The sequence below is a fragment of the Mucilaginibacter aquariorum genome, from assembly GCF_024498135.1.
Taxonomy (GTDB): Bacteria; Bacteroidota; Bacteroidia; order Sphingobacteriales; family Sphingobacteriaceae; genus Mucilaginibacter; species Mucilaginibacter aquariorum.
Map to the genome: position 1 here is coordinate 1,354,631 of NZ_JANHOH010000001.1, position 13,756 is coordinate 1,368,386.

Sequence of the window (13,756 nt, forward strand, 5' to 3'; positions counted from 1 at the left end):
AATTAAGCCAGCAGGCGGTTCCACTCAGGGTGGCGTTTTAAAAAGAACTGAACATAAACACATAAAGGCACCAGCTTTAAGCCTTTTTGTTCGATGTATGTTAATGCCTTTTCTACTATTGCTGCGGCAACACCCTTGCCTTCTAATTCTTTGGGGACATCAGTATGTATCAGGTAGATCTTATCATCCTTTATTTTATAATCGATAAAAGCGCGGTGTCCATCAACCACCAACTCAAAGTTGTGAATAGCTTCGTTATTAACCAGTTCTATATCAGGGTAGTTCATTTTTTTACTTTTTTAAACTGGCGCGATGTCCAAAACGCCAACAGGTAGTCAATTATCTTTTTCATATAAACACATGCTGATTAGCAAGACCAATCTCGTCAAAACTAATGGTATGTGCACGCCCTTTATAAACTTTTAGGGTAACATTGGCATTCATGCTCTTTAGTATCTCAACAGTTTCCTCTACACGGCTCAATGGCACATGTGGGTCGGGGTCGCCGGTGGTGATCAATACCGGGGTATTCGCAAAATCACCTTTGTAATTATTCAGTTTCAGCTCTTCGCCTATCAATCCACCGGTAAAAGCTACCGCGCCGCCATATTGTTTAGCATTGCGGGTTATATATTCCAGCGTTAAACAAGCGCCTTGAGAGAAACCCATAAAGTAGATCTTATCAGTACTAAAACCATCTGTAATTGCCTGTGCTACCACTTCATCAACCAATGCCAGGGCCGAGCTTAAAGCAGGTTCGTTTTGTTCTACAGGCGCTAAAAAGCTATATGGATACCAGCTATTGTTTGTTGCTTGTGGTGCATAAATGGCCATATCTTTAGCATTAAACTCGCCGGCAAGCCGCATAATGTCTGTTGCCGAAGCGCCCCTGCCATGTAACATGATCAGGGCAGCTTTTGCATTGGCGGCTGCTGCGCCGCCAATGCTTATCTGTTTATTGTGTGTGTACATTGCTTAGTCTAATTTTGGTAATGATTTTTCTAAAGCGCTGCGGAATCTTTCGTGTTGTGCAGGCAATTTCAAATGTGTACCTAATTCTTCAACGGGTTCATCAACGCTAAAGCCGGGGTTATCGGTAGCTATTTCGAACAATACGCCTCCCGGTTCGCGGAAGTATAAGGAATAGAAATAGTTACGATCTATTTTATCTGTGATATTTAAGCCTAAAGCAGCTATTTTATCACGGTATTGCATCAACACTTCCTCATTTTTAACCCTAAAGGCCACATGGTGAACCGAACCACCAGCTACATGACCGGCAACCTCACCTGCAACTTCTACCAGGTCAACTATGTTCGCATTATCTACCGCATCGGTTATAAACCGGAAACGGTTTACATGCTGTTCTAATAATCGATAACCAAATACATTGGTAAGGATATCCGCAGTTGGCTGCATTTTATTGGTGGTGATGGTAATGTTATGAAAACCTTTGGTAGCGTTATCAGTCTTGATCTCATCAGTTTCCCATGGTAAACGGGTATCTGCAGATTTTGAAGCTATCAGTTCCAGTTTCAACCCATCAGGATCTAAAAAGGTAAGATATTGCTCACCAAATTTTTCGGCTACCTTGTTATAGGTAACGTTGTGTTTCTCGAAATGCTTTAACCAAAAATCAAAGCTGTTTTCTGGCACAGAATAACCTATCTCGGTTGCCTGCCTTGCACCTCTCCTGCCAGCTGTAATGCCTTCCCATGGGAAAAAAGTTAGGATAGTACCGGGTGTACCTTGTTTATCACCATAATATAAATGGTATGTTTCGGGGTCGTCAAAGTTGACGGTTTTTTTAACCATCCTTTGGCCCAATACCTTTGTATAAAAATCGTGATTGCGTTTTGCATTGCCGGCTATTGCTGTGATGTGATGTATGCCGTTTATTGTATTTTCCATGATCTGTGTATGTTTTATGTCTAGTTTTGTTTGTTTAAAATTCAAGTGTGCCGAATAAACCGCTCTTATAGTCTTCAATAGCCTGGTTGATTTCTTCGGCGGTATTCATTACAAAGTTGTCTTTAGCAGCTACCGGCTCGTCAATAGGCTCGGCGCTTAAGAACAGGATCTGGGCGTCTTCTTCGGCGGTCAGGATTATCTCTTCATTATCTTTTTCAAAAACCACTAAGTTATATTGCCCAACAGTTTCCTGATTTACATTTACGCTGCCTTTAGCTATATAAAGCAATGTCCAGTATCCCGGGGTTGCTATAAATTGTACCTGTTTGCCTTGCGCTATTTCCCCAACAACAGATATAACTGGCGTTAAACTTTTTATCGGACCGGCTTTACCATCGTAACTACCGCTTGCCAATCTTAGGTTTACACCCTCCTGCTGTAACACATTTGGTTGCTGTGCTTTGGTAGCTGATTGATAGGTTGGTTCATCCCATTTATTAGCCTTTGGTACGTTTATCCAAAGCTGGATCAGTTCCTGCACGCCTCCGGTTTTCAATAGCTCTGCTGTTGGGCCTTCGCTGTGCAGTACGCCTTTACCTGCAAACATCCATTGTACATCACCTGCTTTAATGATACCATTATGCCCTGCGCTATCTTTATGATATCCTTCGCCCTGTAGCTGAAAGGTAACCGGTGCAAAGCCACGGTGTGGGTGTGGATGGATGCGCAACTCCTGACCTGGCGCAATGTCCTTAGGCCCCATATGATGCACAACTATGAACGGGTTAGCAAACCTAAAATCCATGTGAGGCAATGGTTGCCTAACGGTGTCCTCTTTGGTTATTTGCTTTTCCCTGCCTGCAAGGATGTGTTGGATCTTCTTTTTCATATCTTTCGATTTTGATATAACAAAGATACCTTCAAAGCCAGCCCAGCCCAATAACATAGGTTAAGGCCAACACTTATGGCAGATTAAGAAGAAAACTTAATGTAGATTAAGAATGAATTGTAATTGCTTTATTGTATGATTGTTGTATTGTTTGGCAATACTATTTAACGATTTGCGTATTCAGCATTTTGCTCAAAAACTCCGGCGTAACACCTATATACGATGCCACCTGTTTTTGTGGAAGGGTTTTGATAAGGGAAGGATACAACTGGCAAAAATTGGCGTAGCGTTCCATTGCCGCGAAGATGGCGTTATCTATTTGTCTGTGTTGATAGGTGGCAATAGCATTTTGCCCAAGGATGCGATTGAAGCGCTCAAATTTGGGCACTTTGAGGTTCAGTTCCTCAAAATCGATTTTATTAAAGAAGATGTATTCGCTGTCGTCAATGGCGTCGATGTTTAGTCGCGCAGGCTCACCGGTTATATAGCTGCGCATATCAACTATCCACCAACCGGGCGGGGCAAACTGCAGCACATGTTCGGTACCATTTTTATCAACCGCGTAACTGCGCAGGCAGCCGGCGGTAACAAAAATTACTTTAGAACTAATGTCACCCTCTTCTAATACCAGTTGCTTGCGCTTAGCCTTTTTATAATGCAATAAAGATAACAGATACTGCTCCTCCTGCTCATCAAGAGTAACGTATTTGGCAATACTGCTAAGCAAAAGGCTATTATCCATTGGTATAAATAAAATACAAGTATATTAAAAAGAACCTGTAAGCAATTACACCTTTTTAAACAGTGCGATACCATTATGGCCACCAAAACCAAAAGTGTTGCTTAAAGCCACATTAACCTTTTTATTGATAGCCTCTTTTATAACAATGTGCAGCCTTGCAGGCACTTCCGGGTCAATAGTATGCGTGTTAATTGTTGGGGGGATAATACCATCCGTAATTGCTTTTACAGCAATGATAGATTCTATAGCACCTGCAGCGCCTAGTAAGTGCCCCGTCATTGATTTGGTAGCACTTACCGAAAGGTTATCGTTATCGCCAAATACAGCATTTATTGCCCTGGCCTCGCTCAAATCACCTACAGATGTTGAGGTGGCATGAGCATTCACGTAATTCACCTCGTCGGCATTAAGGCCTGCATCATGCAAAGCAAATTTCATTCCCTGTATAGCACCCTTACCTTCGGGATGAGTAGCGGTAATATGGTATGCATCAGAGGTCATAGCTGCACCGGCAACTTCGGCGTAAATTTTAGCGCCGCGTGCAACAGCATGCTCGTACTCTTCAAATACTAAAACACCTGCACCCTCGCCCATCAAAAAGCCATCACGCTCCACATCAAACGGGCGCGAAGCAGTTTCAGGCGAGTCGTTACGGGTTGATAATGCCTTTAAAGCGTTATAACCACCTATGGAAGCTTCGCTGATAGGCGCATCGGCACCACCGGTTACAATAATTTTTGCTTTACCCCAACGGATGTAGTTGAGCGCATCCATAATAGCAGTATTTGCCGAAGCGCAGGCAGAAACGGCAGAAAAGTTTATCCCCATAAAACCATATTTGATAGAAACAAGGCCCGAGGCCATGTTTACCAGCGTTTTAGGAATAAAAAACGGATTAAAGTGAGGCATAAACCCATTGGCAGCATACTCTCTTACTTGTTGTTCAAAGGTTTCCATACCACCCTGTGCCGAGCCCAATATAACGCCTATATCAAATGGCGACATTTTATCCACTTCAAAGCCCGAATCTTCAATAGCTTCTTTAGCAGCTACCAAAGCGTATTGACTGTACAAGTCGCCGCGTTTAATGTCATTACGATCAAGATGATCGGCCGGGTTAAAGCCTTTTATCTCGGCGGCAAAATGCGTTTTGAAGTGTTCTGCATTAAAACGGGTAATATTGGCGGCGTTACTGCGGCCTGCTACAATGTTTGTCCAAAAACTATTAATATCGTTCCCGGCCGGCGATATAACACCCAGGCCTGTAATAACAACTCTCTTCATGCTAATGATACTGCTAAAAACAGGCCAAAAGTTTTAATACTTAAAACCGCTGCAATAATGGGCGCAAAGGTAAATAAGTATGCGCTTAAAAAAGCAATAGCCGCGTAAACTTTCTTCAAGTATTAAAAGCTGTAATGGTAAATTGGTAAATTGCGCCCTTTATTAATCATCTACAACAACATGCAAGACCCATTTGACATATTAGTGAGTGGAATAGTTTATTCTGTTTTCCCCGAAGAAAATAACGTTTACACCATATTTAAAGCAGGCGCCGAGTTTGGTAAAATAGAAAAAGACACCGATAACGTTTGGTTAAAACTTAACGCCGAAACCGAAACCCCAATGTTTGATAATGATGCCGAGGTAGATGCCATTGGCCAGGCCATTACCAATTATGTGCCCGAAGAAGAGGATGAAGACGACGAAAATTTTGAATAGGATAAATCCATATATTAGCCTAACCAATTTCTAAATAATGAAAAGACGCTCATTTGTAAAAGGATCATTAATAAGTGGCGCCGCTGCTGCTGTAGCCCCCACAATTGCCATGGCCCAACCCGATAAACCGCCGTATGTTGAACACTATGATTTAAGGGTTTATACCTTTAAAGACGAGCGGCAGCAAAAAATTACCGAAGATTTCTTCCGGGATGTTTATGTGCCTATGATCAAAAAGCAAATTTACGAACCTGTAGGCGTGTTCACCGAGCTTAACCCCGTTGGGCAAACCAAGCTATATGTGCTGGTGCCCTACAACACTTATGTAAATTATGAGGTCTTAAACTTTAGGCTGGAAACTGATAAAGAATATTGGGCAAACGGTGCCGCTTTCCTGAATGCCCCTGCTTCCGACCCTGCATTTGAGCGCATGGATACTTCTTTATTGAGGGCTTTTATGCATATGCGAATGAAACAACTTCCACCGCGCGAACAGCGCATCTTCGAGCTCCGTCAATATAAAAGCGCTACCGAAGCCGCCGGAAAAAAGAAAATTGAGATGTTTAATGATAAAGGCGAGATAGATATTTTTAAGCGCCTGGGTTTTAATCCGGTATTTTTTGGCGAAACAATTTTTGGTAACGACAGGCCAAACCTAACCTACATGGTTACCTTTAAGGATATGGAAGACAAAGCCGCCCACTGGAAAGCTTTTGTTGATGACCCGGAATGGAAAAAGATAAGCGCAGTGCCTGAATATGCCGATGCGTTGCTGGTATCCAAAATAACATCTACCATGTTGGTGCCTACTTCTTATTCGGGAATATAAGCCTGCCGAAAACACTTATTCATTAATACAGTTATTATACAAATAACTGTATGATGAAAGAGATTAGATTAACCGGGAAAACCATAGTTATTACAGGTGCATCAAGCGGTGCGGGCTACGCTGCCGCGATAGAATTTGCACAATATCACACCAACCTTGTACTAGCTGCCAGGAACGAAGCGGCGCTTGAAGAAGTAGCTGCAGAATGCCGCGAACTGGGTGCTGATGTACTTACTGTTGTTACCGATGTTACCGACGCAAAGGCGGTTATTAACCTGGCCAATACCGCAAACGACTGGCATAATAAAATTGACATCTGGATAAATAATGCAGGTGTGCTTGCAGCCGGCGATTTTGATGTAACACCAATAGAGGTGCATGAACAGGTTATTAAAATTAACTTGTTGGGTTACATGAACGGCGCACACGCCGTATTGCCTTTTTTTAAAACGCAAAAACATGGTATTCTCATCAATAATATTTCTATCGGCGGCTTTTTGCCTGTTCCGTACGGAGCCGGGTATTCGGCCAGTAAGTTTGGCATAACGGGTTTCTCCGCGGCTTTAAAAGGCGAGTTAACAAACTGGCCCGAAATTTATATCTGCGACATGTTCCCGGCATTTTTAGATACGCCGGGCATTAGCCATTCAGGCAACTATACAGGTAAACAACTAAAACCCGCCCCTCCTGTTTATGATCCTAAAAGGCTTGCCCAGGCTATGGTTAAAGTAGCTAACAACCCCAGGTCGGGTACATTTGTGGGTAGCGCATCACTAATTTTAAAACTAACATATGCACTATTCCCGGGGCTTACTACCAGGTTAACAGGTGCTGTTATGCGCAAATATTTAAAAATGGCGTCGCCCATTGCACCTACAAGCGGCAACTTATTCAATACCGTAAATTATGGCATGAGCCCGTACGGCGGCTTCGGTTTAGCGGGCAAACCAAGGGCGCACCGTAAATACATAGCAGCGGCACTGGCAGTAGGTTTAGTAACTGGGGTTTGGCTTACCTTATTGAAAAGATAGTTATTTCCGATCATCTTTTTGTTGCTTGCGATACCATTCCTTTGCGTTTTTTACACCAATAGCAATGGCCGCGCCCTCGTCCATATGCTTATCAATAAGCAAGGCGTTAGCTATTTCTACCGCCTTTTCCCTAATAGGTTTTGGCAGGTTTTTGTACGATGGCGGGTAATCTCCATTACTCCAGGGCATAATATTAGTTTTAAGGATAACATTTATGTCGATATGTGGTTTGCAAAAGCTATAGGGCTAATTAATATTTAATATTCTTAATTTAATTAACATTACCTTTAATCTGTTGCTAACTGACTTATCTGTTTTTCTACAATAATTATTGTAGTCATAATACCCTAATACCCCTAATTATAATATTACGCCGATACGATGACTAAAATAAAAGGGACATCCGATGAACCTATTTCCTCTAATCAATTTCCGGTAGTTGGCATAGGAGCATCTGCAGGGGGGTTAAATGCTGTAAAACAGTTTTTGCATGCAGTACCGGCAAAATCGGGTATAGCTTATGTATTTGTGCAACATTTAAGCCCAACACATGAAAGCTTGTTGCCCGGCATCCTTAAAAAGCTGGCCAATATCCCTGTTCATCAAATTACAGATAATATACACCTGGAGCCAGATAACCTGTACATCATCCCCAACAATAAAATAGTTACCGCAACAGATGGGGTACTTAAACTGGCTCCCTTAGATGAAAAGCATCACAGAGTTAAAATAATCGATCTGTTTTTTTCCTCTCTTGCCGCAGTGCATCAGGGTTATGCCATTGGTGTTGTACTATCGGGTTTGTTAGATGATGGTACACTTGGGCTACAAGCCATAAAGGCTTATGGTGGTATCACCTTTGCACAAGATAAAGTTTCGGCGGCTTTTGATGATATGCCTACCAACGCTATAAACACAGGCACGGTAGATTTTGTACTCTCCCCAGAAAAAATTGCGGAACATATTATCGCGATAAACTATCCCTTTAATCTTAATAACCAGCAAACAGAATTATTGGATAAAACCGCGCAAAAAGACGAGGATGTTTTTAAGCATCTGCTTAAGGTATTACTTACCCGCCGTGGTGTCGATTTTACGTACTATAAAAAAAGCACTTTAAAGCGCCGTATAATAAGGCGCATGGCGCTTAATAATATTGATAAGCCAGAGCATTACCTGTCTTATACAAGCGAAAATAAAAGTGAGCAGGACGCTTTATATAATGATATGCTGATATCGGTTACCAATTTTTTCCGCGACCCTGAAAGCTTTGAATTGCTCTGCACAACGATTTTCCCCGACCTGCTAAAACAGAAAGCAGATAATGGGTCGTTAAGGATTTGGGTAGCCGGCTGCGCAACAGGCGAGGAAGCTTACTCTATGGCTATTTGCCTGCAGGAGCTTATGGGCGATAAAGCATCGGCCATAAAAATACAAGTGTTTGCCAGTGATATTTCTGAAACTGCCATAAAAAAGGCGCGTGTAGGCGTATACCGCCCAACCGACCTTGATGGATTATCCCCCTTACGTTTGCAGCAGTTTTTCACAAAGCAAAACAGCAACTACCGGGTAAATAAAGAGATACGTGATATGTGTGTATTTGCGCATCACAACCTGCTTAAAGATCCGCCCTTTTCAAAAATGGACCTGGTTAGCTGCCGTAATGTACTTATATATCTCGAACCTGTTTTGCAAAAAAAGGCACTTACTACCTTTCACTATGCGTTAAACGATCAGGGTTATTTGATGCTTGGTAAATCAGAAAGCATAAATAACAATCCCGAGTTATTTGCCGCATATAATCACCAGGAAAAACTATTTCAAAAAAAGGGTGCAAGTGGGCGCTTTATGCCCGTAACAAGCCGGGGCAGCGAGCAAAGTTTTAAAGACATTGATGTAAACACGCGCAACGAAAGCGGCAAACAGGATGTTTTTAAAACTGCTGATGATATTATACTTGCAAAATATTCACCATCGGGCGTGTTGATAAACGATGAATTTGATATTATACAATTTCGTGGCAAAACGGATACCTGGTTAGCATTACCAAGTGGTAAGGCAAGCCTGAATCTGTTAAAAATGGCACGTGAAGGTTTGGCTTTTGAGCTTAGAAACTTGTTGCAACAGGCTAAAAAAACAAACACGGCAGTTAGTAAAAGCAGTGTATTGTTTAAATTGGGAAACGAACAGGCATATGTAAATATGGACGTTGCCCCATTACCGAGTACAGAAAACCAGCATTATCTTGTTCTATTTAAGGAAGATCTTACACACGCTATCCATATATCCGGCACTGAGACAACAGAACAAGCCGGTAACCATTTAAGCCATTTGAGAATAGAACAACTGGAAAGCGAACTGATGCAAACCCGCGCAGATATGCGTGCGGTAACTGATGAGCAGGAAGCTGTTTATGAAGAGTTGCAAAGCGCCAATCAGGAATTATTATCTGGCAGTGAAGAAATGCAAACTATTAACGAGGAACTGGAAACCTCCAGGGAAGAACTGCAAAGCACAAACGAAGAAATAAATATTGTAAATAACGAGCTAACTGATCGTAATGAGGAATTAAACAATGCCCGTACTTATACCGAAGGCATCATTAATACCATTGGCGACCCACTTATTATATTGGATAAAGACTTGCGTGTAAAACGTGCTACTAATGGCTTTTACACCAAATTTAAGGTAACCGAGAAAGAAACAGAGGGCCGATATATTTACGATTTAGGCAACCTGCAATGGGATATACCTGCGCTAAGGGAAATGCTTGAAATGATATTACCCGAAAAAAAGGTGGTAAGCGATTACCAGGTAACACACGTATTCCCTACCATTGGCCGCAAAGTAATGTGCCTGAATGCACGTCAACTTGAAAAGATAAACGGCGACCAACTGATACTACTGGCTATTGAAGACATTACCGATAAGCGTAAGGTTGAAGAGGGTTTGGCCGAAGTAGAAAAACTATTTAAGGAAAGTAAGGAGCGTTTAAAGCTTGCTGTTGATGCCGCCGGCCTGGGTACCTGGGATTATAACTCGTTAACCGGCGAACTGATTTGGGACCATCGCTGTAAAGAAATGTTTAATCTTTCATTAAATGATTCTATTACCTATAACCGTTTTATTGACCTGATACATACCGAAGACCGCAAAAAGGTAGATAAGGCACTTAAACAGGCTTTAGCAGGCCATGAGGATGGAGAATATGATGAGGAATTTCGCACGGCAGAAACTTCAGGAAAAAAATTTAAATGGCTAAAATTTAAGGGCAAAGCATATTTTGACACCGATGGCCTTGCCTATCGATTTGTGGGTACTTCGCTGGATATTACCGTACAAAAAATGCTGGACGAGGCAACCATAGAGTTGTTAAAACAGAAAGACGATTTTATGAGCATTGCCAGCCATGAATTAAAAACACCCATAACCAGCTTAAAAGCATCATTGCAATTATTAGATAAGTTGAAGGATAACCCTACATCGGTAATGCTATCCAAATTAATAGCTGTTGCCAACAAAAGCATGAAAAAGGTAAACAGCCTTGTAGAAGACCTGCTGAATGTAAGCAAGCTAAACCAGGGCCAACTTCATTTACACAAAACCCATTTTGTAATTGATGATGTTATTGAAGGGTGTTGCCATGACGTGCGGGCGGCCGGAATATTTAATATAAAAACTGTGGGTAATAAAACATTGGAAGTGTTTGCCGATGCCGGTAGAATTGAACAAATACTGGTCAATTTTGTAAACAATGCTATCAAATATGCTCCGCAATCAAAAGAGATCCTTATCAATATCGAAAAGGCAGATAAAATGGTAAAGGTATCAGTTAATGATAAAGGACCGGGTATTGCGCCAGATATGATACCTCATTTATTTGATAGGTATTACCGCGTTGATAAAAGCGGCACCCAGTATTCAGGCCTGGGCTTAGGCTTGTACATTTGTGCCGAGATCATCAAAAAACTCGACGGACAAATTGGGGTAGATAGCGAAATTAATAAAGGAAGTAGCTTTTGGTTCACACTCCCTTTATCATAAAGCAAAAAGCCCTGTAAACATTGTTTAGGAGGCTAACCAAATATAAATTAAACCAAAACTTACTACGTTAACAACATATGCTGATAGGGTTGCAAATACAACTGGCGGTTTAAAGCCATGGTTGCATTACTAAAAACGTTTTCCAACCTGCGCCTGCAAGGCTGATGGTATGGGTATGGTATGAGTTGCGTTGTTACTACGTATTGGCTATAACCAATACTTTTTGCTTATCGTTTGATTTTGTGAACACAGACAGCTACATCATCGCTGCTATAAACACTAAGGTCGCGTGTTTTAACGGTAAGCGAAATAGTAGTTTTAAGGGGTAATATTAGTAAGGATTTTAAGCCGGCTTAGGGCCGGTTTAAAATCCTCCTGTTAATTAGGCCTGTGTTTTGTAATGTATATCTGACTGCTGCCTTAATTGCGCTGCAGCAAACTCGGGGGTAATATCGCGCTGAGCGTTAGCTAAAAGCTCATATCCCACCATGAATTTTTTTACTGTTGCAGATCGTAACAAAGGCGGATAAAAGTGCATATGCCAGTGCCATTCCGGGTGCTCACCATCGTTTACCGGTGCCTGGTGCATCCCTGCCGAGTAAGGGAAAGACGTTTTAAAAAGATTATCATAAAGTGTAGTCAGCTTTTTAAGTGCTTCGGCAAGTGATGCTTTTTCGTGATTGGTAAACTCTGTTACATCTTTAACATGTCTTTTACTTATCAGCATAGTTTCATAAGGCCATATTGCCCAAAAAGGCACCAGAGCAACAAAATCATTATTTTCAAAAACAATACGTTCCCGCTGCTCCAATTCGATCTTCAGGTAGTCGGCCAATAAACCCGATCTATTTTTAAGGTAATGTTCTTTTTGTTTAAGCGTTTCCTTCTCTACTTCAACCGGTACACTGCTTTGCGCCCAGATCTGCCCATGCGGATGCGGATTGCTGCATCCCATTATATCACCCTTATTTTCAAATATTTGTATGTATTTGATAAATGAATGCTGAGAAAGTTCCCGGTATTCTGCTATCCATATATCAATTACACCCGCTAATTCTTCCAGGCTTAATTCGGGTAATGTAAGGTCATGCCTTGGCGAAAAGCTGATCACTTTACATATCCCACTTTGGCTTTCGGCTTTTAGCAACCCGCCAATATCCGTTTTGCCAACAGGTGTATCCTGTAGCAACGATGAAAAATCGTTAATAAAACTATAGCTCTTTGTATATGCAGGGTTCTGGCTTCCATCAGACCGTTTATTACCGGGGCATAAATAACAGGCTGGATCATACTCAGGTCGGTTATTAGCGGCTTCGGCTTCAACTTTACCTTGCCATGGCCTTTTTGTGCGATGGGGCGCTACCAATACCCACTCTCCGGTTAAAATATTGTATCGTTTATGCGGATGTTCGCTTAGTTTAAAGGTGTCTTCCATAATAAAATTCATATTGCCACCAAGTATCGGTAAATAAAAGTAGCCACACAAAAAATAGATCAATTACTAATCATGAATTTATTTATGTTTTAGCTGATGTCAACCATAAAAAAGGGTATAAATAGCTTTAATTTATATGCTTCATTAATTGTAGCTTAGGCTACTAAAACAACCTTAATACTTATCACAATGATGACAGACAATTCGCAGGCCCTGCCCAAGGGTTTTGTACGACTTAGCGGCTCCCAACAAGAAATAGCCGATAAACTTGGCCCCCTTGCCGGCCTTGTTGGCACCTGGCGTGGCAACAAGGGGTGGAATATGATAGCAGTACCATCAAATTTAGGTGAGATCAAAAGCTTTAAACTGCTCATACAAAATTACTCGGAAACAATAACCTTTACCCCTATTGGTGCACCTGTACCTAACCGTGGCGGCGAAGACATGCAGTTTATAACCGGATTAATGTATGACCTTACTATCACCGATAATGCTACCGAAGGTGTTCTGCACCTGGAAAATGGCATGTGGTTATACATGGCCGATGTACAAAAACAGCCAGATAGAAGAGATGACCTTTTTGAAGTGGTAACACCCGAACATTTTTATACAATTGCCCGCCAGGCAAGTATTCCGCATGGCGATGTTGTTGTAGCTTTAGGCGATGCGGTAACATCTACCGGGACACCGGTTATCCCGCCAGTAGAGGGGCACCCTATTGACTTTGGCACACCGCCACTTAGGGGTTATCTGGATCAATACACCCATACCGCATTCCCTCCGGCACAATTTGATACCAGAGACCCAAATGCTGCTCTGCGTAGTGCTATTGAAGGCCAAAATATTGGAAATGTAACTACCATTACTGTTGATACACTTGTTAAAGGCGGCGCTATAGTAAACATCCCTTTTGTACAGCAAACCGTTGACCCAACGCGTTTTGTATCAACCTATTGGATAGAGGATGTTACGCTGGCTGATGGCACTAAGTTTAAACAATTGCAGTACTCACAACAGGCCGATCTGAATTTTATTCCGAAATTTAGCGGACTGCCCGGCACCATTATGTGGCCGCACATTAATGTAAACACCTTGCGTAAGCAAAACTAATTTGCTAACCATACAAAAAGCGACGGGATTATCTCCCGTCGCT

13 protein-coding genes are annotated in these 13,756 nt (G+C 41.8%); 5 read left to right on the forward strand and 8 right to left on the reverse strand.

The genetic code is table 11. The features are described from left to right. Window positions 1–2 precede the first annotated feature (2 nt). The 6 genes from NPE20_RS05895 to fabF all read right to left on the reverse strand — a co-directional run bounded on the left by NPE20_RS05895 (window position 3) and on the right by fabF (window position 4,826). Window positions 3–287 (reverse strand): GNAT family N-acetyltransferase, encoded by a 285-nt coding sequence (locus tag NPE20_RS05895; RefSeq protein WP_256537683.1) that lies wholly within the window; start codon window positions 285–287, stop codon window positions 3–5. A gap of 61 nt (window positions 288–348) precedes the next feature. After that, a complete protein-coding gene (locus NPE20_RS05900) occupies window positions 349–972 on the reverse strand; it encodes an alpha/beta hydrolase (protein WP_256537684.1) in 624 nt (207 codons plus the stop codon). A 3-nt stretch (window positions 973–975) separates the two neighbouring features. Continuing rightward, window positions 976–1,911: a ring-cleaving dioxygenase gene (locus tag NPE20_RS05905; protein ID WP_256537685.1), complete on the reverse strand. Its 936-nt coding sequence runs from the start codon at window positions 1,909–1,911 to the stop codon at window positions 976–978. Window positions 1,912–1,945: 34 nt separating this feature from the next. Beyond that, entirely contained in the window at window positions 1,946–2,800 is an 855-nt protein-coding gene (locus NPE20_RS05910) for a pirin family protein (protein ID WP_256537686.1), read from the reverse strand. 160 nt (window positions 2,801–2,960) lie between these two features. Then, on the reverse strand, window positions 2,961–3,542 hold the full coding sequence (locus tag NPE20_RS05915) for a Crp/Fnr family transcriptional regulator (protein ID WP_256537687.1): 582 nt from the start codon (window positions 3,540–3,542) through the stop codon (window positions 2,961–2,963). A gap of 45 nt (window positions 3,543–3,587) precedes the next feature. Continuing rightward, a complete protein-coding gene (gene fabF / locus NPE20_RS05920; protein ID WP_256537688.1) occupies window positions 3,588–4,826 on the reverse strand; it encodes a beta-ketoacyl-ACP synthase II in 1,239 nt (412 codons plus the stop codon). Between the two features lie 180 nt (window positions 4,827–5,006). Between fabF and NPE20_RS05925 the strand changes: the two genes are divergently transcribed. From NPE20_RS05925 to NPE20_RS05935, 3 genes are read left to right on the forward strand one after another with little or no spacing between them, the layout of a single operon-like run. After that, window positions 5,007–5,264, forward strand: a complete 258-nt coding sequence (locus NPE20_RS05925) for a hypothetical protein (RefSeq protein ID WP_256537689.1) — start codon at window positions 5,007–5,009, stop codon at window positions 5,262–5,264. A 37-nt stretch (window positions 5,265–5,301) separates the two neighbouring features. Then, window positions 5,302–6,093 carry an NIPSNAP family protein gene (locus NPE20_RS05930; RefSeq protein WP_256537690.1) on the forward strand — a complete coding sequence of 264 codons (792 nt, stop codon included), beginning with the start codon at window positions 5,302–5,304 and terminating at the stop codon, window positions 6,091–6,093. A 50-nt stretch (window positions 6,094–6,143) separates the two neighbouring features. Further along, window positions 6,144–7,124, forward strand: a complete 981-nt coding sequence (locus NPE20_RS05935) for an SDR family oxidoreductase (protein WP_256537691.1) — start codon at window positions 6,144–6,146, stop codon at window positions 7,122–7,124. Here the strand turns inward: NPE20_RS05935 and NPE20_RS05940 are convergent, their stop codons facing one another. Next, the gene (locus tag NPE20_RS05940; protein WP_256537692.1) at window positions 7,125–7,313 is read right to left on the reverse strand and encodes a DUF2188 domain-containing protein; all 189 of its coding nucleotides are present in this window, start codon (window positions 7,311–7,313) and stop codon (window positions 7,125–7,127) included. 192 nt (window positions 7,314–7,505) lie between these two features. Here NPE20_RS05940 and NPE20_RS05945 point away from each other — a divergent pair, with 192 nt between their 5' ends. Beyond that, window positions 7,506–11,168, forward strand: a complete 3,663-nt coding sequence (locus NPE20_RS05945) for a CheR family methyltransferase (protein WP_256537693.1) — start codon at window positions 7,506–7,508, stop codon at window positions 11,166–11,168. A 382-nt stretch (window positions 11,169–11,550) separates the two neighbouring features. On the opposite strand, the gene NPE20_RS05950 is transcribed toward NPE20_RS05945, so the two are convergent. Next, window positions 11,551–12,603, reverse strand: a complete 1,053-nt coding sequence (locus NPE20_RS05950; protein WP_256537694.1) for a UDP-glucose--hexose-1-phosphate uridylyltransferase — start codon at window positions 12,601–12,603, stop codon at window positions 11,551–11,553. A gap of 189 nt (window positions 12,604–12,792) precedes the next feature. Here NPE20_RS05950 and NPE20_RS05955 point away from each other — a divergent pair, with 189 nt between their 5' ends. Then, window positions 12,793–13,713 carry a heme-binding protein gene (locus NPE20_RS05955; RefSeq protein WP_256537695.1) on the forward strand — a complete coding sequence of 307 codons (921 nt, stop codon included), beginning with the start codon at window positions 12,793–12,795 and terminating at the stop codon, window positions 13,711–13,713. The last annotated feature ends 43 nt before the right edge of the window (window positions 13,714–13,756 follow it).